Raw genomic sequence first — 21020 nt, forward strand, 5'->3', positions numbered from 1 at the left:
TCATGCCTTCTAGGTCTGCTTCTCGGGTGTGCGGACTCCGGCAGCGGTGCCCCCGTCGACCAGCAGGTCGATCCCGGTGACATAGCTGCTGTCGTCACCGGCAAGGAACAAGATCGCCTTCGCGACTTCCATGGGGCTGCCACGTCGCTTCATCGGGATGCTCTGCACATAGGCTTCGACATCGTCCGCGGCGAAGTCGGAACTCGCAGTGATCTCGGTGTCGATGCTTCCCGGACATACCGTGTTGACTCGGATGCCACGATCGGCCAGTTCCAGTGCCGCGACCTTACTCAGGGCGCGGACACCGAACTTCGACGCGCCGTAGGCACCGAGTCCGGCGGTCGCGAGCACGCCCCGCAACGACGAAATGTTGATCACGGCCCCGCCGTTGACCATCGCCGCGGCGGCCGCCCGCAGTCCGAGGAACGTCCCGACCAGATTGAGGTCGATCATCCCGCGGAACTGCTGCAGCGTGGTCTGCGTCAGTGGCGCTTTCATCGCCGCTCCGGCGCTGTTCACCAGCACCCGGACGGGGTGTCCCGCACGATCCATATCGGAAGTTACTGCCTGCCAATCGGATTCGGCAGTCACATCGAGCCGACGGTAATGCACGGTCGGCCCCAGTTCGTGTGCGCGGCGCTCCCCCGCCGCGTCGTCGATATCGGTGATGTACACCGTCGCGCCCTTACTCGCGAACAGCTCGGCGGTCGCGCCACCGATCCCCCCGGACGCTCCGGTGACCAACACGTTGACTTCGCGCATCAATGCAGTACTCCCGTCCACTGTCAGCTCTGGAAAAGTTGTGACCACTGCTGGGAGTACTTCTCGATGTTCTCAGGAGTCAGATCACTGATGTCGGGTGACGCGACGTCCTCAACTCGGGCTACCGCGCCGGGGATGTCGGGTAACGCCGCCGCGTATCCCCTGTTGAGCGCTGCCTGTCCTTCGCGGGTAACCATGAAATCCGCCAGTACCTGAGCGGCGTTGGGATGCGGCGCCACACTAGTCACCTGGCTGTACCAAGGAGTCCCCCACGGCGACGGCGGCAGGGTCCAATCGACCGGCGCACCCGCGGCCACCTCGGTCACCAGCGGCTGAACTGCCGGCGTCACGACTATTTCACCGGAAGTCAGGGCCTGGGCAACGCCGAGAGCGCTCGGATAGATCCGCGGCTTCAGGGCGGCAAGTTGCTTCCAGTAGTCCTCGCCGTAGGTGCGCGCGTAATACCGGTACAGATCGACGTAGGAGGCGATACCGGCTGGATTGACGATTCCGATCTTGCCTCGATAGGCAGGATTCACCACGTCCTGGGGAGATTTCAGGCCGTTCGGGACCGCACCGGTGTTCCAGCCCAGCGCGAAAACGGCCGCGCTCGTCAGGAAGAACCGGTTGTTTTGCACGCTCTTGTCCGGGTGATACTCGGGAGCCTTCAGATCCGGCCCGACCAGCTCGGTGGAATACGCCCCCGTTTTCGCGGCATTGGTAATCCACGCCGCATCGGTCAGCATGTGCACATCGGCTGTGCCCTTCCCGGTCTTCTTCTCGGTCTCCACCCGCGGGTTGATATCGGCGTCGGTGCCGCGCACGAAGTCCAGCTTGATCCGCGGATACTTGGCCTGGAATGCGGTCTTCAGTGCTTCGAGGTTGGCCGGCTTCTGGCTCGAGTAGAGCATCACCGCGCCCTCCCCGTTGGCCGCGGCGACAACGTCCTCCCAGCTCCCATCGACGGGCTTCGAGGCCGACGGATTCCCACCGCAGGCGGCCAGGCCGAATGTGGAGGTGACAATCGCGAGTGCCGCGACCGCCCTGGTCAGCGATTTGATCACGGAATCTGTTTCCTTACCTGTTCGAGAAAGCGGCCGACTCGGCGGAACCATCGGCATCGTAAGAAGCCATCGAAACTTTCAAACTGAACTGACCTCAGTTTGAGAATCTATCCGTAGGCCCTTGTGGTGTCAATCACACGGAGGCAAACTTGTGAAGTGAATCCAGTTCAAGACAACCCTATGCCCACCCGCCGGGCATCCCGGCAGCTACGGATCGGCACGGTACAGCTGCGGAATCGTCTGGTCGCCACCGCACACGGATCCGGGGTGGTCGGCGGCGGCCTGGCACAGCCCGGTGACGCGGAATACTGGCGACGCTGCGCCGCCGGGGGCGCGGCGATGGTGATCGCGGGCGGCACCGTCGTGAGTCCGGAATCGGCGAATCGAATCGGCAATATCACCGAGGCATGGCGGCCAGAAGCGATCAGCGGGCTGCGGGCGCGCGCGACCGCGATCAGTAGCGAGGGCGCGATTCCGGTATGCCAGCTCGTGCACCTCGGACGCGAAACACTCGGTGCCGAGATCTGGGAGCATCCGATCGCGCCGTCGAGCATCAGATCGCCGCGAGAGCCGGTACTCGCCAGGACAATGACCGAAGGCGACGTCGATCGAATGATCGCGAGCTTTGTCGTCAGTTCTCGCCACGCTGTCGAAGCGGGGTTCCCCGCGATCGAACTACATGCGGCCCACGGCTATTTACTGGCTCAGTTCCTTTCGCCCCGCTCCAACGTCCGAGCGGAGTCGGTCACGGTCGCGGGGCGAGTGCGGGTTCTGCACCGGCTGCACGCCGAAATCACCGCGTCTTGTCCGGACGTGGTACTCGGGGTGCGCGTTTCGATCGATGGCGTGCAAGAGGCCGGTCTAGACCTCGACGGGCTGTGCGAGCTGATGCCGTCGCTCGACATGTTCGACTATGTGAATGTGACCGCCGGAGTGCGGACGACATATGTGCGCGATATGGCGACGTCGGAGCCGCCGCTGCTCGCGCATGTGCGGCGGCTGCGCGCGGCAACGGCACGGCCGTTGCTGGTGTCGCAGGCGTTTCGCTCCGGCCAGGACATCGAATCCGCATTGGCGGCCGGCGCCGATCTGATCGGGATGGCTCGGCCGCTCATCGCCGATCCACAGCTGCCGCAAAAGTTACTGAGGGGTAATGACTCTCAGATCCGTCCGTGCGTGTCGTGCAATGAGGACTGCCGCACATTCACTCCGGTCCTACTCTGCTCGGTGAATCCAACCCTCGCCCCGCCCGGCCACGATGCCCGCCCGGCGTCGCCGCTCCAGTTCGGACTGCCACCGGCAGCGTCGCGGCGAGTGGCGGTGGTGGGTGCCGGACCGGCAGGCCTGGAGGCCACGCTCCAACTCACCGCCACGCACGATGTGACGCTATTCGAGGCGCACGAGCGGATCGGTGGGCAGTTGACCGTGGCGGCACAGGCGCCGAACCGGGCGGGCTGGTCGAAGTTGCTGCGGTTCTACACAGACAATCTCGGGAATGCCGATGTGCGACTCGGCCACCGCGTAACACCGCGTGAACTAGGCGATTTCGACGAGGTCATCGTCGCGACCGGCGCTACCGAGCTACTCACGCCCGGTGCGATGTCCTCGACAGGTCTTATCGCCGATCGGCATGCGATATCGCCGGGAGATCGGGTGGTCATCGCCTGCGACGGCTTCGGCTCATGGCTTACCGTCAGCGCGATCGAAACCGCCTCGGCGGCAGGAGCCGCTCAGGTGACCGTCGTGGTCCCGGGACCCACATTCGCGGCCACCATCCCACCGGAGAGCCGAGTCCAACTGATGCAACGGCTCGCCGGGAACCCGGTGGAGTTCGTCGTCGGCGCGGCCGTGACGGAAATACGAACCGACAGCGCAGGCTCTGTAGTGTGCTGCCGCCATCTCCTGTCGGGCAGGACATTCGAGCTCGCGTGCGAACACGCTGTCGGCGTCGGAGAAAGGGTCGCCGCCGACTGGCAGGATTTCGCGCAGCTTCCATTGGCCCGAGTACAGGTGATCGGAGATGCGGTGGTGCCACGCCGCGTTTCGCACTCGGTGGCGGAGGGATACGCTGCGGCACAGGCGATCACGGACATGACTGTCCGATCGGGTTAGTTCGCGGCGCTCATCGCGCGGGTGACCGCACACGGTGGCCGTAAACCAACTCACGCCCCGCTCGGATGGAGATCCGAGCGGGGCGTGAACTCGACGTTGCTTGCCGTCGCACTCGGCGAGTTACTTCGGGGCGGGCATCGGCTGATTGATGGTGGTGAAGTACTGGATCGCCGCACCGATCGCGACCGGCGCGGTCACGAAGATCTGACCGGCCAGGGTCCCGAGCGCGCCGATCGCGATGATGCCGCCAATACAGCCGACGGCGGCGGCCGGAATGAACGGACCGAACAAACCGATGATGGTGGCCGCGGCGACGGTGGCTCCGGCGATGCCGCCGAGCACGCAACCGGCCGCACCGCCGACCAGACCGCCGACCAGCGTGCCGATCGTGACACCCGCACTGATGGTGCTGGTCATGCGGGTCCAGGCGGCCTGCTCACGGTCATACTGGGTCTTCCAGGGGGCCTGATCCTCGTACGGCAACGCGACCGGCTTGTAGGTCGCGTGTGCCATGTCGAACTGCGGGGTCAGCGTCGCGGTGCGGGCGTTGATCTCCGTCGCGATCGGGAACTCGAAATCATCGACACGGAACCGCAATTCGGTACCGGCCAGGGTGATCCCATCGCCTGCCTTGATCTTGAATACACCATCCTCGACAACCAACGATCCGGCGCTGGTAGTGATGATCGTGGACCGGTCGGTCGCCGACGTGGTGAAATCGACGTCACCGTGGCTGGGAGTTGGCGCGGCTTGGACGGTCCCCGCGGTGATACCGAGTCCGGTGGTCACCACTGCGGCCGTTACCGCGAACTTCTTGAATTTCATTGTTAGAATCCTCATCGGTTCTTCATTTGTAGAAACAAGTTGGCATTACTGCTGATTCTGGAATCAGGCGGTAATGCCCGGACCGCGTCCGGCCGATACGCCGGACACGACTTCTTCGGGGAGTTCGAGGCCGGGGTCGATGGAGATCGTCTTCTGCAACAGGTATTCCTGCACCGCGCCGACGCCGTGCTCGCGCCCGAGTCCGGACTCTTTGTAACCACCGAAAGGAGAGCCGAGATCTGCGGCGAATGTGTTCACCGAGAACGTTCCCGTTCGAATTCTCCGTGCGACGTCGAAACCATGTGCCGAGTCGGCCGTGAAGACTGATCCGGCAAGACCATAGCGACTCTGATTGGCGATCCGGACGGCATCCTCTTCACCGTTGTGCGCGATCAAAACCGCCACCGGCCCGAATATCTCGTTCTGCGCGATATCCATATCATTCGTGACGCCGGTGACCAATGTCGGTTCGATGTACCAGCCTTCCGAGAGATGCGCAGGTCGTCGACCACCGGTGCGTATCGTCGCTCCTTGTTCGGTGGCCCGGGCCAGGTGCGTTTCGATGCGCTCGAGATGCGACCGACTGATCACCGGTCCCACTACTGTGTCGGCGTCGCGTGGATCGCCCACCTTCAGCGCCTCGAACGCCTGCGTAAACGCATCGGCGTAGAACTCGTACTGCTCCTCGGGTACCAGGAATCGGGTCTGCGCGACGCAACTCTGACCGGAATTGGTTGCGACACTTGCTCCGACGAGAGTGGGAACGACCTTCTCCGGATCGGCATCCGACAGGACAATCGCCGCTGACTTTCCGCCGAGTTCCAGGACCACCGGTCGAATCAGTTCGCCACACGTCGCACCGATCTTCTTGCCGACCTCGGTGGATCCGGTGAAACTCACCATGTCGACACCGGGATGCCCGACGAGATACTCGGACACACCTGCTCGCGCAGCCACGATATTGATGACTCCAGGAGGAAAACCTATCTCTTGCAACAGATTTCCCAGGTTGAAGATCGCCAGCGGGTTCGGCTCCGTCGCCTTCACAACGACCGTGCATCCGGCGACCAAGGCTGGCCCGATCTTTTGTGCCACGGCGGGAAGAGCGAAGTTATAGGCAGGAAATACCGCGACAACGCCCACCGGCTCCTTGACGATCAGGCTCTTGCCTGCCATCGGAATGACGCCGACCGCATCCCCCGATCTCGCGAACGGGGTCAGGTCGCTGACGCGGAGCTCACTGGTCTGCAGCGACTTCGCCACTTCGGCGACGTAATTTAGGCTCATCACCGGCGCGACGGCCTGGTACACCTTGGAGAGCAGATGACTGCAACCCAGTTCGTCGGTGATGAGCTCGGCGAATTCCGCCTCGTATGTAGCGATCGCCGTTGCCAGGCGGACCAGATGCGCACCGCGCTGCACTAGCGTGAGTTTCGGCCAATCGGACCCGTCGAAAGCCTCTCGGGCGGCGGCAACGGCTGCGTCGATATCCGCTTCGGTAGCCGCGGGCACCGAACCGATCGACTTGCCGTTCGCCGGCGAAATCACCTCGAATCGGCCATCGGAGGACGTCTTTCGCCAAGATCCTCCGATAAAGAATCCAGTGAATTCGCGATCGATCACGCGAAGCTCCTCTCGAAGGCACAGTTTCTGTCGTCGGCACGCTCTCGCCGAACCAAACTGAGTTGAACTCGATTCAGGTAATACGGTACATGCGTCATGATCCAAATCACAAGCAAATCCACACTTAAATTCACTTCAGTTTCAGAGTTCGGGCTGATCTACACGCCCTGATCGTCCCGGTTCACCCCTGACGTAATGCCCGCAGGCCGGCGGCCATGAACTCCGGTGTCGCCTCGGCCGCGGCGGCCGCACCGTTGCCTGCGTCGGCACCTTGCCGAGCTCGGTGGGTGATTCCCTCACCGATGACCGCGAGCTTGAAGTTGGCGAGGGCGAGATAGAAGTTCCACTCGCCCAAGTCTGTGCCGGATGCATCGACATACCGCTGCGCCAGCGCATCCGCACCAGGAAACCGCGGGCTCGTCCACGCTGCTTCGGCTCCGAGGATGTGATCGAATGCCGGGGACCGATAGACGCACATGAGCGCGACGTCGGTGAGCGGATCGCCGATCGTCGAGAGCTCCCAGTCCACCACTGCACGGACGATCTCCGGTCCGTCCAGATCGAGAATGGTGTTGTCGATCCTGAAGTCCCCGTGCACAATTGCGGCACCCGACGCCTTCGGGACACGTTCCACGAGGGCTCGAGACAGCGTCGTCGCGTCGCTGAGTTCGCGCGTTCGCACCCTTTCCCATTGGCTTGCCCACAACGTCACTTGACGGGTGAGGAAACCTTCGGGCCGACCGAATGATTCGAGCCCGACGGCACGGTAATCGACAGCGTGGAGTTCGACCAGCGCCGCTATCAACGCCGAGGTACTCATTTCCACCTGTGTGTCGGTCAAAACGGCGAGATCGTGCCGATCCCGCACCACTTGGCCCGCAACGAATTCCACGACGGTCATGGGTACGCCGAGTGCGGTGCCCGCCGCATCGAACGCCACGGTCGCGGCGATCGGCACCCGAGTGCCCTGCAACGCTTGCGCAACGGTGTACTCGCGGGCCATATCGTGTGCCGATGGTGTCAACCCACTGACCGGCGGGCGACGGACCACCCAGGTCGACTCGTCGTCACAAACCTTGTAGGTCAGATTCGAACGGCCGCCGCTGATCGGTTCGACCACCAGCTCACCATGCACCTCGACCCCGCTGGCCATCAGGAACCGGTGTAGCGCGTCGGAATCCATGTCCGGCAGCGTCATGCGGACTCCTCACGAATCGCGCGTTTGGCGGCACCGACGCTGCGTTTGGCGATAGCCCAGCGATGGACCTCGGAGGGACCGTCGTACACCCGAAACGGTCGCACCTCACGAGCCAGCCGCGCCAGCGGCAGATCCTCGGCCACGCCGAGGCCACCGCACATCTGCGCCGAGCGGTCGACGATTCGGAATATCGCCTCTGCGGCAAAGGTTTTCGCAATCGATGTGGAATTGGACGCAATATCACCGCGATCGAGTTCCCAGCATGCCCGGACGAGTAGCGATCGGGTAGCGGCGATATCTATCTCGTTGTCGGCGACCATTTGCTGAATCATGCCGAGATCACCGAGCTTGGCGCCGAATGCCTCGCGTCGCGCGACATGGCGCACGGCCAGATCGTGACCGCGCCGCGCCGCGCCGAGCCAGCGCATGACGTGCGTCATCCGGGCCGGTCCGAGCCGAACTTGCGCATACTCGAAGCCTCGATCGACCGCACCGAGCACCGCGGAATCGGACACAACCAGATCCTCGAAGGTGACCTCACAGTGACCACCGAGCATCGAGCGGTCCGCTGTCGGGATGTGCCGCCCGACCCGCAGTCCTGGTGTGCCGGCCGGAGCCAGGAACATCGTTGCGCCGCCGCGCTGTCCCGGCGTACCCGACGTGCGCGCCATGATGATGAAGAACCCGGCGCCGTCGGCTCCGGTGATGAACCACTTGCGTCCGTTGATGCGCCACCCCGCCGGTGTCCGCTCGGCTCGGGTCGTCAGCGCCGACGGATCCGAGCCCGCGCCCGGAGCGGGCTCGGTCATCGCGAACGCCGACCTGACCTCACCGGTCGCCAACGGCGCAAGGTACCGCGACTTCTGCTCCGGGCTCGCGACATGCGCGAGCAGGTGGACGTTTCCTTCATCCGGCGCCGCGATGTTCAACGCCATCGGACCGAAGAGTGAATACCCGGCCTCCTCGAAGACCGGCGCCCTATCCGACATCGACAATCCCAGCCCGCCGTACTCGACCGGCGCATGCGGGGCAAATATGCCCGCGTTCCGGGCGGCGGCCTGTAGATCCTTGCGCACGATATCGCCACCGGCGGCGGTGATATCGCCACCATGCCGGTCCTCGATCGGAAGGACGACCTCGCGGGTGAACACCCGGGTCTGTTCGACCAATGCCGCGATCTCGGCCGAATACTCCAAGTCGATCACCATCTACCTACCCGCCTGATCAGTAATGCCTTGATCTATTCGAGCGAAGTCGCTGTGCATCACCGGACATCCGCCCAGGTCTCGATCGGGCGTCTCGGAAGGGCTTGTGGTCTGCGTCATGGCGACGTCTCCTCGGTCGGTTCGAGCCAATATACTGAACTGATTTCAGTTTGACTAGGAACCCGACAACTCCGCGACGTTTGTGGCCGACACTCGCCACATCTGGCGCACCCCTGAAGCGATGCCCGTTCAGCTGTCGATCAACGCTCGCCGACGTCCGCCGGCAGCGCAGGCGCGCGAACTTCCGAACATCTCATCTCTGTCGCACCGAGCGGTCGGACGCTCGAGGTGCGACGGCAGCGCCACGATCGATTCGGTACCTGGCGACGAATCGACGCAATATCTCGACAGGTACGGTGACGTCTTCTCGGTGACCTGATGCGGCAAGGTATTCCGCCTCTTCCGGGTCGAAATAACCTGCGTGCCGATAGATTTCGATACGCAGTGCGAGTCCGTTGCCGTCGAGTTCGGGGTGGAACTGGGTCGCGTAAACATGGTGCCCGACTCGAATCATCTGCACAGGGCAGTCGACCGACCCGGCCAGCAGCACCGCGTTCGGCGGAACTTCCTGGCATGCCTCCTTGTGCCCGACGAATGCCCGGAAAGACTGAGGAATTCCTCGGAGGAGGGGATCTTCGGGTGCGCAGTCGGCCAATTCGATGGTCTGGGCGCCGACAACCTCGCCATATCGTTCGTCGCTCACCTTGCCGCCCAACACATCCGCCAGGATGCTCAACCCGTAGCAGGCGCCCAGATACGGGAAGTCGCGACTGACGACCTCGGAGAGCAGTGTCTTCAATCCGGGTTCGAAACGCCGCTGATAGTCGTACTTCTCCTCCTCGGGACTGCCGACATTACTCGGCCCACCACCTACGATGACCGCCGAAAAATGATCGAGCTCGACCTCAGGAAGGCCGCTGTCCATCTGCACTCGCACCATGTCGGCGGCGTCGAGCTGCGCGGCCCGCAGGATGGCGTGGTACTCGTCATCCGCGGCGGAGCGCTCGGGCCGCAGCTGGAGCAGAAGGCAAGGCTTGGGCATTCACCGATTCTGCAAGATCGACACCATTAGCGAGGGAGGCACACCAATCAATGGCGTGTTCAGGACGCGGGCGTCGGCAGACAGGGCGCGAGTTGTGAACTCGACGGGCTCTCCACCGCCGTGGTCGCGGCGGTGGTCCGCACGGCACCGGCGCTACTGACCAGCCTGCAAGATCGCACACACGCCCGAGGCAACTCGGTTAGCACCGGTCAGTCCAACACCGCCTTGGGTCGCACCACGCGGCGCTCTTCACTACTGTCCAGCATCCGCATGCTCTCCATCATTGCCGCGCCGATGCCGAATTCGTCGGACCACCATTTGGCCGACCGGATCGGCAGGCCGCGTGGCCGGTACTTCTTCATGATCTCGACGTGGTAGGGCAAGCCCATGAATTTGGCCAATCCCCTGTCGTCCGCCCAGATCGACAGTGACCCCACCTGGCGGCGGGCCGGGCGAATGTATGTCAGCACGCCGACCGCGCCGTCAATCTGTGCCAACTGATCGCCCAGACGCTCCGACGCACGCCAGATGGCCGGGATGTCGGTCACCTGGCTGGTCGTGTACTGGGTCATGCTGATCATGAACGGGCCGTTGGCCTGTGCCGCAGGTCCGGGTTTCCACGCGCTGTTGACTACCAGGTCGGCCAGTGGCGAACCGGGCGCGCGGTGCCGACGCCAGGTCTGCCATGGCAGCCGACGGGAGTCGAGTAGGTCTCTCCACGCAGATCGTGTCAGTTCCATACATAGTCGGGGCCCGACATCCGCGGTGCGGACCCGTTGCCCCATCCTCCTTCTGCGCTCGGGCCGGAATCTCCTGTTGGAGCGCGCAGAAATAATCTGCGCATGCTTACGATATGTATGCGCTTATCATCTGTCAACGAGGCGGGGCAGCGACCTACACCGCTTGCGGACATAATTACCCAGACATGGCGGCGACATGAGGAGGCTGGTATGCGACTGAGTCCGGACGAGGCGCGGAAGCGGTTCGCGGCCAGCCCCGTCGCACGGCTGGCGACCGCCTCGGCGTCCGGTCAGCCGCACATCGTCCCGATCGTCTTCATTCTGGTCGGCGATACCCTCTATACCAGCGTCGATGCGAAGCCCAAAACAACCATGGCGCTGCGACGGCTGGCCAACATCGCCGCCAACCCTGCGGTCACCGTGCTCGCCGACCACTACAGCGACGACTGGACGCGGCTCTGGTGGGCGCGCGCCGATGGCAAAGCCCGTATCGCCGGCTCCGAGGAAGATCGAATGGCCAAGCGCGAGTTGACCGCACGCTATTGCGACTACACGAAACAGCCGCCGCCCGGACCAGTGATTGCCGTCGATATCACGCGCTGGTCGGGATGGAGCTCGAGCTGACCGAACGTCAGCACAATCCGATCGGATTCCCGGGCTCGACGGATCGACGATGCGGGTGGCCGCAGAGTTCGTCGAGGGCGGCGGGCAGAGCTGCCGTGACCTATCGGACCGAGCACCCTGCTGTCCGGCGCACCGGCAGACCGCGCTCTTCCAACGCGATGAGCAGTCCCTGCCCACGCCGCGCGCCGAGCAGCGCGTCGGTGCGGGCGAGCTCGGGAACGTAGGTTGCCGCACCGACGATGGATTCGCCGACCAGCAACCAGAAGCGGCGGGCGCTCAGGCCAGAGCAGCGGGCGAGGCTGTAGTGGATCATCGTGAGCGAGGGCTCGCAGCGGTGTGCGAGCCAGACGTACATCGCCCGCTCGCACGGCAGCGTCGCCACGCCGGGCTCACCCTCCAACCGGTCGCCCTCCAGGACCCGAATGGTGGTGTCCACCAAGCCCGCCCAGTCGATTCCGCCGTCGTTGTCCGCATGTATCCAGAGGTTCTCCAAGCCCGGATCCCATGCCATACCCTCGGCAACCAGCAAGGCGACTACTCGACCGATCACCGCGTGGATCAGCGCGGTCGCCACCACTTCGGCGGCCGTGTCCGCACTGATCATCTCGGCCGCGTGGCGTCGATACATGAGTTCGATTCGCCCCTCGCGCAACCCATCGGACAGCCGCCACCATCGACGTCTGCCCTGATCGGCCATCGCGGCTACCGCGTAGACACGTGGATGTTCCGGTTGTAGGGCGCGAAGCCGATTACACGCGCGTCCGAACGCCACGTTGACGTGGCGGGCCGGGTAGGTCATCACTGGCTCGGGCATCGAACCTCCTCGGGGTCGGCTCCGTCATGAGTTCTCAGCGAAAGATAGGTTAGGCTTACCAGACTTCGCAACCCGTGAAGAACATCGAGTCAGGAGTAGCTTCGTCGCCGTGACGGCATCAGGCACTGCCGCGCAAAAGGCGCGACGATCGAACAGCGCGCGGCAGGCGCGACCGAAGAGCACCGCACGACGCCGACGGCTGGGGCTGCTCCTACTCACCACATTGCTACTGCTGGCCGTGCTCGCCAGCATCGCGATCGGCTCCCGTTCCCTCTCCCCCGGCACCGTCTATACCGCGCTGCACGACGCGCTCACCTGTCCTGGCGGCCCCTTCCGATGCCAAGCCGGATCGACCGCCGAGGAGATCGTGCGCGGACTTCGGTTGCCCCGCACCGCCCTTGCGCTCGTCTGCGGGCTGGCGCTCGGCATCACGGGCGCGCTGATCCAGGGCTACACCCGCAACCCACTCGCCGACGCGGGCCTGCTCGGCCTCAATGCCGGTGCCGCATTTCTCGCGGCGCTGAGCATCTACCTGTTCACCTTCACCGCACCGGAGCAGTACATCTGGTTCGCTTTCGCCGGGGCATCGATCGCCGGGATCGTGGTCTTCACGGTGTCCTCCCTCGGTGGCGGGAAGGCCAGCCCGCTGAGCCTGGTACTTGCCGGCGCCGCGGTGACCGCCTTCCTCCAGGCAATGACGAATGCCGTTGTGCTGCTGGACTCCGCGGCGCTGGACACCTACCGGTTCTGGGTCGTCGGCACCGTGAACGGGCGCGACGCCGATGTGTTCTGGCAGGTCTTGCCTTTTCTGACGATCGGCGTCGTACTCGCGGTTGCGGCCTCGCCAGGATTGAACCTGCTCAGTCTCGGTGACGAGGTCGCCCGCGGACTCGGGGTCCATATCGGACGAAGTCGCGCGCTCGGACTGGCCGCGATCGTCATGTTGTGCGGAGCCGCGACTGCCGCGGTCGGCCCCATCGCCTTCCTCGGACTGGTGGTGCCGCACCTGGCACGGGTTTTCACCGGTCCCGACTATCGCTGGTTGATCCCGTACTCCGGATTGTTCGGCGCGCTTCTGCTGCTGATTGCCGATATCGTCGGACGTGTCGTGGCAAGGCCCGGCGAACTCCAGGTCGGTGTCACCCTGGCCGCGATCGGTGCGCCTTTCTTCATACTGCTCGTGCGGCGGCGAAAGCTGGTGAACCTGTGACGCTTTCGACGGCCGACAGGTCCGGGCTCACCCGGGTCCGACCGGCATTGCGCCTCGGGCCACTATCGCTGGTACTCCGACCGACGATGCTGCTCATCGTAATATTGCTCGCCGCAGTACTTTTCGCTTTGTTCTGCCTCGACATCACCACCGGCGCGGCGCACCTTCCGCTCGGCCGGGTCCTGGATGTACTCACCGGCGGCGGCACCCGCTCCCAGCGCTTCATCGTGCTGGATTCCCGCCTGCCCCGCGCGCTCACCGCCCTTGTGGTCGGCGCCGCGCTCGGCCTCGCCGGCGCGATCACCCAGTCGATCCTGCACAATCCGCTCGCCGCACCGGATATTCTCGGCATCACCGCGGGTGCGAGCCTCGGCGCCGTGGCGGTCATCGTCGGAACCGGCGGCGCCGCAACAGGCTTCGCCGCCTCGGTCGGCGCGCCACTGGCCGCATTGACGGGCGGGCTGCTCACCGCCGTCACGATCTACCTGCTCGCGTGGGGCCGCAGCCCGACCGGCGACCATGGCGTCACCGGCCTGCGCTTGGTGCTGGTCGGCATCGGCGTGAACGCATTCCTGGTGTCAGGCATCAGCTTTCTGCTCGCCCGCGCCAGCCTGCAGGATGCCGCCCGAGCCCAGCTCTGGCTCAACGGGTCACTCAACAGCGCCGACAAGACTCGACTGATCCCCGCGGTGCTCGCGCTGGCCTTCGTCATGGTGGTTGCTCTCGGCTCGGCCCGCACCCTCGCCACACTGCGCCTCGGCACCGAGACCACCCGCGTGCTCGGTGTGCGCATCCAAACCCAACAGGCAGTGCTGATGGGTGCGGCGGTCGTGGCCGCCTCGGTCGCCACGGCGGCGGTGGGCCCGGTCGCCTTCGTCGGACTGGCCGGACCGCAGATCGCCCGCAGACTGCTGCGAACACCTGGCGAACCGCTCGTCGGATCGGCACTCGTCGGCGCCATCCTGGTGGTCGGCGCGGACGTAGCATCGCGGACATTGTTCCCAGTGGATTTGCCGGTCGGCGTGGTGACCGCGGCGTTCGGCGGTCCTTTTCTGCTCTATCTGCTCGTGCGCATGAATCGGAAGGCGACCCTGTCATGACCACCGCATCCGCCGAAAGCTCCGACGCGCACCGGCTTTCCGCCGAGGACATCACCCTCGGCTACGGCGATCGCGTCATCATCGACGGGCTCAGCATCGATATCGCCCCCGGTGTGATCACCACCGTCATCGGCCCCAACGGCTGCGGCAAATCGACCCTACTGCGCTCACTGGGCCGACTGCTGCGGCCGCAACAGGGTCGAGTCCTGTTGGACGGCAAGGCGATCTCGTCGTTGAAGACCAAAGACGTCGCCCGTGTCGTCGGCATGCTTCCACAGTCCCCTGTCGCACCGGAGGGCCTGACGGTCGCCGATCTCGTTGCCCGCGGCCGTCATCCGCACCAATCCTGGATCAGGCAGTGGTCGGCCACCGACGAAGCCGAGGTCATGACCGCGCTCGAACAGACCGGCATCGCCGACCTCGCCGACCGCCCGCTCGACGAGCTCTCCGGCGGGCAGCGCCAGCGCGCCTGGATCTCCATGGCGCTGGCCCAAGGCACCGACATCCTGCTGCTCGACGAGCCGACCACCTACCTCGACCTGGCACACTCGGTCGAGGTGCTCGACCTCGTCGACCGGCTGCACGACGATCTCGGCCGGACCGTGGTGATGGTGTTGCACGACCTGAACCTCGCCATCCGCTATAGCGACGAACTGATCGTGATGCGCGCGGGCAACATCGTCGCCAAGGGCAAACCCGGCGATATCATCGATGCCGCATTGTTGCGCGAGGTGTTCGATCTCGCGGCCTCGGTGCTGGAAGACCCGGTGTCCGGCCGACCGATGATCGTGCCCATCGGCACCAGGCACGTGCTCGCGGCCTACGAGAATCCCACGCAGTCGGGCGCAGTCCGTGATAAATAACACACAGCTATCAGACAGTTACGACAGGGTGTAGTACGCAATTGTGTCGTTGGGTCCGTAAACTCGAGGGTATGGCAGGACTTGGTGAACTCGAGAAAGCGGTCATGGACCAGTTGTGGTCGAGTGACGAACCGCAAACGGTCCGGCAGGTGCACGAGGCATTGGCTGCGCGACGTGAGCTCGCCTACACCACGGTGATGACCGTGTTGCAGCGGTTAGCGAAGAAGAACCTCGTGGTTCAGCAGCGCGACGACCGGGCACATCGCTATGCGCCGGTGCACACTCGCGACGAGTTGGTCGCCAGTTTGATGTTCGACGCATTGCAGCAGGCCGACGAAGCGGGCAGTCGCGCAGCGGCACTGGTGCATTTCGTGGAACACGTCGGCAGGGATGAGGCTGATGCTTTGCGCGAGGCACTCGCTAAGCTCGAAGCATCCGAGGGCACTGCGCCACCGCAGTAATCTTGGACCTGGCCCCACAATGCCGTGAGTGCCGTGGCCCCCACAACGCAGTGAGCTGAGTCGATGAACGCAACCGCGCCGGTATTCGCCGGACTCGCTTTGCTTCTCGCGGGGCCTGCCCCAGCGCTGCTGAGCCGGGCGACCTGGACCTACCGGTCACCTCGTGCCGCACTCGTGCTGTGGCAGGCCATCGCGCTCGCAGCCGTGCTCAGCGCATTCGGCTCCGGCCTCGCCATCGCCGCCGAACTGCTCGTCCCTGGCCCCGACGGCCGGCCGACCACCTCACCGGCCAAAGAAATCGACGCACTCGGGCTGCCGCTGTGGCTGGCCTATGTCTTCGTCTTCGCGCTCACCCTGATGGTCGGCGCCCGGCTGATCTACGCGGTGATCCGGGTCGGCGTGCACACCCGCAGGCGGCGCGCGCGACACCGCATGCTGGTCGATCTGCTCGATCAGAGCGGACCACACCGCCGCGCGGCTGACATCCGGGTGCTCGCCTCGACCGAACCGATTGCCTACTGCCTGCCCGGCCTGCGCCAGCGGGTCGTGCTCAGCGAGGGCACGCTGACCAACCTCGAAGACGCCGAGGTCACCGCCATCGTCAGCCACGAGCGCTCACACTTGCGTGCACGCCATGATCTGGTGCTCGAGGCTTTCACCGCCGTTCACGAAGCATTTCCCGTGGTGGTCCGCAGCCGGGCCGCGCTCGGATCGGTGAAGCTGCTGATCGAGCTGCTCGCCGACGACTCCGCTGTGAAGGTCACCGGCCCGACACCCCTGGCGCGGGCGCTGGTCGCCTGTTCGAAATCCACCGCACCGCAGGGCGCGCTCGCCGCGGGCGGGCCGACCACGCTGATCCGTATCCAACGGCTGGGCGGGCGCATCGGCGACATCCGGGTCGCCTCTGCCGCATATCTCGGCTCGATGGCGATCCTTGTCGTTCCGACGATGGCCGTCGCGGTACCCTGGCTGGTCGAACTGGATCGCCTTTTCCGCAACTGAAACGCCCGGTCCGCACTGACCACCCGGCCCACGCTCTTCCCCGAAGGCCGGGCCGACCATCTCGGCCGCACCACGAGTGCCCGGCTTTCCCGCCGTGCCGAGACACGAAAGGCACACATACCTTTGACCTCCTCGACTCCTGCCACCGCGGCGCCCGACGTGACCTTCGCCGATCTGGGCCTGCCGGTCCCGCTCGTGCAGGCACTGCGCAACGACGGCATCGAGGCACCGTTCCCGATCCAGGCCGCGACGGTGCCAGACGCCATGGCGGGCAAAGATGTGCTCGGGCGCGGCCCGACGGGTTCCGGCAAGACACTCGCCTTCGGCCTGCCCATGCTCGCCCGGCTCGCCGGTGCACCGGCCAAGCCGGGTAAACCGCGCGGGCTCGTGCTGGTGCCGACCAGGGAGCTGGCCGCGCAAATCGAACGCGCACTGGACAATCCGGCGCTTTCGCTCGGACTGCGGGTCGCGTCGGTGGTCGGTGGTGCGCCGATCAAGCGCCAAGCCGACCGGCTCGCGCGCGGCGTCGACCTGCTGATCGCGACACCTGGACGGCTGGAGGACCTGGTCAACCAGCGCTCCGCGGATCTCTCGGAAGTCCGCATCACCGCACTGGACGAGGCCGACCACATGGCCGACATGGGCTTCCTTCCCCAGGTCACCAAGCTGCTGGACCGGACGCCGAAAGATGGTCAGCGACTACTGTTCTCGGCCACACTGGACAGCGAGGTCGACAAGCTCGTCAAGCGGTACCTGAATTCGCCCGTGACGCACTCGACCGCGCCCGCGTCGGCCTCGGTCGCGACCATGTCGCACCACCTGCTGCACCTGCGCAAGCTCGACAAGCGCACCGTCATCGCCGAGATCGCCGCGCGCGACGGGCTGACCATGATGTTCGTCCGCACCAAGCACGGCGCGGACCGGCTTGCCAAGCAGTTGCGCGCCTCCGGTATCGCCGCGGGCGCCCTGCACGGTGGTAAAGCGCAGAACAACAGGACCAGGACTCTTGCCGCGTTCGCCGACGGCTCGACCCCGGTCCTGGTGACCACCGACGTCGCCGCGCGCGGTATCCACGTCGACGGGATTTCCCTCGTCGTGCACGTGGATCCACCTGCCGAGTCGAAGGCCTACCTGCATCGCGCAGGCCGCACGGCCCGTGCCGGTGAGGACGGCATTGTCGTCACGCTGGTCACCGAGGACGAGCGCGATGATGTGGAGAAGATGACGCGCAAGGCCGGTGTCGACATCGACGCGGTCGAGGTCGGCCCGGGAGATCCGCAGTTGATCGCGATCACCGGTGCCGGGCAGCCGTCGGGCATTCCGATCGTGGCGGCGGTGGTCGATGTTGATGAACCGAAGACGGGTCCGGCCCGTGGCCGCTCCGGGTCCTCGGGCCGCGGGTCCGGTGGTGCCGCGGCGGGTGGACGTGGCGCCAGCGGACGTGGCACTGGTTCCAGCGGACGTGGCACTGGCTCTGGCAGTCGCGACGCGAGCTCCGGCGGACGCGACGCGAGCTCCGGCAATCGAAGTGCGGGGTCGAAGAAGGCTTCCGGCCGTTCGGCGAACGGCGTGCCGGGAGCACCGGGCCACACGGCAGGTACGACGAAGACCTCCCGCTCCGGTGTCGACGCCACGTCGAACCGCACCGCCGGTTCGGCCGGTGCCACGCACGCGGCGGGTTCCGCGGGACGCACAGGAGGCTCGGCGAAAGCAGCGCCCATTCGCACAGGTGACACGCCGGGGCGTGCGCGCCGACGCGCCGACCGGCCGCAGGGCGTGCCTGCTAACCGCAACCGCTCGGCAAACTGACAGATGTCCGGCCATCCGCTGGGTGCCATCGTCTGCGCGTTGCTCGCGGCGCTGCTGTTCGCAGTCGCGGCGGTCGCGCAGCAGCATGCGGCTTCGGCGGTGCCCGAGGGCACCTCGCTGATCCGAGCGCTGCTGCGCAATCCACGCTGGTGGGCCGGAATCGTAGGTGACGCCGGCGGATATGCCATGCAGGTGGCCGCGCTCTCGTTGGGTGCGGTGCTGCTCGTCCAACCGATCCTGGTGAGCATGCTGGTCTTCGCGCTGCCGCTCTCGGCGCGCCTCAATGGCCGCCGAGTCACCGGACCGACCTGGGCGACGGCCATCCTGCTCGTGGCGGCCCTGGCTTGCTTCCTGATCGTCGGAGATCCGACTCAGGGCAATGCCAACGCACCATTGCGGCACTGGATCGTGCCGCTGGCTATTCTGCTCGGCTTGATCATCGCCGCAGTCGCCATCGGCGCCCTCAGCGCCGATCCCTCCCACCGCGCGATGCTGTTCGGCACCGCGGGCGGCGCGCTGTTCGGTCTGGCCGCCGCGCTCACCTCGTACGTCACAACCTTGTTCGAGCACGGCCTCGGCGACGTGTTCGGCAGCTGGCAGACCTGGGCGCTGGTCACATCCGGTTTGGTCGGCCTGTACCTACAGCAGCTGGCCTTCCAATCCGGACCACTCGTGGCCTCATTGCCCGCCATCACCATCTCCGAACCCTTGGCCGCCGCTTTCGTCGGCATCACCGTCCTCCACGAGCGGATGCGCACCGACGCTCTCGGTCTGGTGGTGATCGGCGGCACGGTGATCCTCATGTGCGCGACCACGATCCGGCTATCACGCGCCCAAGCCGAGGCTTGAGGTTCGCAGTACGACCGGGATGGCGAGTGTCCGCCGGTCTGTGATGCTCATCTCCCTACGCCACGCATCGAATGGTGGGGAATTGCACACGACCCATCGGAGCCGGTTATCATCGCTCAAGTGCAGTTTCTCCCTGGCCATCAGCCGCCGTATGACCTGACCTACGACGATCTCTTCCTCGTCCCGAATCGGACGGATATCGCGTCGAGGTTCGACGTCGATCTGTCGACAGTCGACGGGTCCGGCACCACTATCCCCATCGTGGTGGCGAACATGACCGCCGTCGCCGGACGCAGGATGGCCGAGACGGTCGCCCGTCGCGGCGGCATCGTGGTGCTGCCGCAGGATCTGCCGATCAGCGCGGCCGCCGACACCATCGCCTTCGTCAAGAGCCGATCGCTCACCGTCGACACCCCGGTCACCCTCGGCCCGGAGCGTTCGGTGTCCGAGGCCGTCGCCCTGATGCACAAGCGCGCCCATGGCGCTGTGGTGATCGTGGAGGGCGGCGCGCCGATCGGTGTCGTGACCGAGGCGTCGTGCGCCGATGTCGACCGGTTCGCTCGGCTACGCGACGTCGCGATGCTCGATTTCGTGCAGGCGCCGGCCAGCACCTCACCCCGCGACATCTTCGAGCTGTTGGAGGCCAAGCACTCGCAGCTGGCCGTGCTCGTCGCAGAGGACGGCTCACTCACGGGTGTCATGACTCGCACCGGCTCGGTCCGTGCGGGCATCTATCAGCCCAATGTCGATGCCGCCAACCAGCTTCGGATCGCGGCCGCGGTCGGCATCAACGGCGACGTGGCCGCACGAGCCAAGGCCCTTGTCGACGCCGGCGCCGACCTGCTTGTCATCGACACCGCGCACGGCCACCAGGCCAAGATGCTCGAAACCCTCAGCGCTATCCGCGATCTCGGGCTCGGCGTGCCACTTGCCGCGGGTAACGTGGTCTCCGCGCAGGGCACGCGTGACCTTGCTGCCGCCGGTGCGACCATCATCAAGGTCGGCGTCGGCCCCGGCGCCATGTGCACCACCCGCATGATGACCGGCGTCGGCCGACCGCAGTTCTCCGCCGTCGCCGAATGCGCTTCCGCAGCAAAAGAACTCGGCGTGCACATCTGGGCGGACGGTGGCGTTCGGCACCCGCGCGATGTCGCACTCGCGCTGGCCGCGGGCGCGTCGAACGTGATGATCGGCTCCTGGTTCGCGGGCACCTACGAGTCGCCGGGCGACCTGCGTGTCGACCGCGACGGCAATACCTACAAGGAGAGCTTCGGCATGGCCTCCAAGCGTGCCGTCGCCGCGCGGACCGCCTCCGACAGCGGCTTCGACCGCGCCCGCAAGGCATTGTTCGAGGAGGGTATCTCCAGCTCGCGGATGCGCTTGGACCCCGAACGCCCCGGCGTCGAGGACCTGATCGACCACATCTGCTCGGGCGTGCGTAGCGCGTGCACCTACGCGGGCGCGCGCAACCTGGTCGAGCTGCACGACAAGGCGGTGCTGGGCGTGCAGTCGGCCGCCGGTTTCGCAGAGGGCCGCCCGCTGCCCAGCGGCTGGTAGACACGCGCCGCACCCGCACCGGCCCACGCGACAAGTCGCGTGGGCCGGTAGCATGAGAGTTGCCGGTCTCCGGTACCACAGCTGCCATTTGCCGAAAGGA

18 protein-coding genes and 1 pseudogene are annotated in these 21020 nt (G+C 65.6%); 10 read left to right on the top strand and 9 right to left on the bottom strand.

Annotated features, from left to right (window positions below):
- Positions 1-9 precede the first annotated feature (9 nt).
- Positions 10-762, bottom strand: a complete 753-nt coding sequence (locus tag ACLMAJ_RS05120; protein WP_412012306.1) for an SDR family NAD(P)-dependent oxidoreductase — start codon at positions 760-762, stop codon at positions 10-12.
- Between the two features lie 23 nt (positions 763-785).
- Complete coding sequence (locus tag ACLMAJ_RS05125; RefSeq protein ID WP_412012511.1) at positions 786-1823, bottom strand: extracellular solute-binding protein; 1038 nt, start codon at positions 1821-1823, stop codon at positions 786-788.
- Positions 1824-2006: 183 nt separating this feature from the next.
- On the opposite strand from ACLMAJ_RS05125, the gene ACLMAJ_RS05130 reads away from it, so the two are divergent.
- Positions 2007-3938, top strand: a complete 1932-nt coding sequence (locus tag ACLMAJ_RS05130; RefSeq protein WP_412012512.1) for an oxidoreductase — start codon at positions 2007-2009, stop codon at positions 3936-3938.
- Between the two features lie 120 nt (positions 3939-4058).
- On the opposite strand, the gene ACLMAJ_RS05135 is transcribed toward ACLMAJ_RS05130, so the two are convergent.
- The 6 genes from ACLMAJ_RS05135 to ACLMAJ_RS05160 all read right to left on the bottom strand — a co-directional run bounded on the left by ACLMAJ_RS05135 (position 4059) and on the right by ACLMAJ_RS05160 (position 10472).
- Positions 4059-4763, bottom strand: coding sequence for a DUF8020 domain-containing protein (locus ACLMAJ_RS05135; RefSeq protein WP_412012307.1), 705 nt, complete (start codon positions 4761-4763; stop codon positions 4059-4061).
- 63 nt (positions 4764-4826) lie between these two features.
- Positions 4827-6386, bottom strand: coding sequence for an aldehyde dehydrogenase family protein (locus tag ACLMAJ_RS05140; RefSeq protein WP_412012308.1), 1560 nt, complete (start codon positions 6384-6386; stop codon positions 4827-4829).
- 181 nt (positions 6387-6567) lie between these two features.
- Complete coding sequence (locus ACLMAJ_RS05145) at positions 6568-7584, bottom strand: phosphotransferase family protein (RefSeq protein WP_412012309.1); 1017 nt, start codon at positions 7582-7584, stop codon at positions 6568-6570.
- Positions 7581-8792 (bottom strand): acyl-CoA dehydrogenase family protein, encoded by a 1212-nt coding sequence (locus ACLMAJ_RS05150; RefSeq protein ID WP_412012310.1) that lies wholly within the window; start codon positions 8790-8792, stop codon positions 7581-7583. The genes ACLMAJ_RS05145 and ACLMAJ_RS05150 overlap by 4 nt, the downstream gene beginning before the upstream one ends.
- Positions 8793-9102: 310 nt before the next feature.
- A complete protein-coding gene (locus ACLMAJ_RS05155; RefSeq protein ID WP_412012311.1) occupies positions 9103-9891 on the bottom strand; it encodes a glutamine amidotransferase in 789 nt (262 codons plus the stop codon).
- Positions 9892-10100: 209 nt separating this feature from the next.
- Positions 10101-10472: a hypothetical protein gene (locus tag ACLMAJ_RS05160; RefSeq protein WP_412012312.1), complete on the bottom strand. Its 372-nt coding sequence runs from the start codon at positions 10470-10472 to the stop codon at positions 10101-10103.
- Positions 10473-10847: 375 nt separating this feature from the next.
- Here ACLMAJ_RS05160 and ACLMAJ_RS05165 point away from each other — a divergent pair, with 375 nt between their 5' ends.
- Positions 10848-11255, top strand: a complete 408-nt coding sequence (locus ACLMAJ_RS05165; RefSeq protein WP_412012513.1) for a TIGR03668 family PPOX class F420-dependent oxidoreductase — start codon at positions 10848-10850, stop codon at positions 11253-11255.
- A gap of 100 nt (positions 11256-11355) precedes the next feature.
- Here ACLMAJ_RS05165 and ACLMAJ_RS05170 read toward each other — a convergent pair whose 3' ends face one another.
- On the bottom strand, positions 11356-12069 hold the full coding sequence (locus ACLMAJ_RS05170; protein ID WP_412012313.1) for a hypothetical protein: 714 nt from the start codon (positions 12067-12069) through the stop codon (positions 11356-11358).
- 109 nt (positions 12070-12178) lie between these two features.
- Here ACLMAJ_RS05170 and ACLMAJ_RS05175 point away from each other — a divergent pair, with 109 nt between their 5' ends.
- From ACLMAJ_RS05175 to ACLMAJ_RS05210, 8 genes and pseudogenes are all read left to right on the top strand, one after another.
- Complete coding sequence (locus ACLMAJ_RS05175; protein WP_479725025.1) at positions 12179-13279, top strand: FecCD family ABC transporter permease; 1101 nt, start codon at positions 12179-12181, stop codon at positions 13277-13279.
- A complete protein-coding gene (locus tag ACLMAJ_RS05180) occupies positions 13276-14379 on the top strand; it encodes a FecCD family ABC transporter permease (RefSeq protein ID WP_412012314.1) in 1104 nt (367 codons plus the stop codon). The genes ACLMAJ_RS05175 and ACLMAJ_RS05180 overlap by 4 nt, the downstream gene beginning before the upstream one ends.
- A complete protein-coding gene (locus tag ACLMAJ_RS05185) occupies positions 14376-15242 on the top strand; it encodes an ABC transporter ATP-binding protein (RefSeq protein WP_412012315.1) in 867 nt (288 codons plus the stop codon). Before ACLMAJ_RS05180 ends, ACLMAJ_RS05185 begins: the two co-directional genes overlap by 4 nt.
- 71 nt (positions 15243-15313) lie before the next feature.
- The gene (locus ACLMAJ_RS05190) at positions 15314-15703 is read left to right on the top strand and encodes a BlaI/MecI/CopY family transcriptional regulator (protein ID WP_412012316.1); all 390 of its coding nucleotides are present in this window, start codon (positions 15314-15316) and stop codon (positions 15701-15703) included.
- A gap of 63 nt (positions 15704-15766) precedes the next feature.
- Complete coding sequence (locus ACLMAJ_RS05195; protein ID WP_412012317.1) at positions 15767-16705, top strand: M56 family metallopeptidase; 939 nt, start codon at positions 15767-15769, stop codon at positions 16703-16705.
- Between the two features lie 117 nt (positions 16706-16822).
- Positions 16823-18196, top strand: a pseudogene (locus tag ACLMAJ_RS05200) (DEAD/DEAH box helicase); the annotation flags it as partial.
- A 321-nt stretch (positions 18197-18517) separates the two neighbouring features.
- The gene (locus ACLMAJ_RS05205; protein WP_412012318.1) at positions 18518-19363 is read left to right on the top strand and encodes a DMT family transporter; all 846 of its coding nucleotides are present in this window, start codon (positions 18518-18520) and stop codon (positions 19361-19363) included.
- A 120-nt stretch (positions 19364-19483) separates the two neighbouring features.
- On the top strand, positions 19484-20920 hold the full coding sequence (locus ACLMAJ_RS05210; RefSeq protein WP_412012319.1) for a GuaB1 family IMP dehydrogenase-related protein: 1437 nt from the start codon (positions 19484-19486) through the stop codon (positions 20918-20920).
- Positions 20921-21020 lie beyond the last annotated feature (100 nt).

This window comes from Nocardia arseniciresistens (genome assembly GCF_046764875.1).
GTDB lineage: Bacteria > Actinomycetota > Actinomycetes > Mycobacteriales > Mycobacteriaceae > Nocardia > Nocardia arseniciresistens.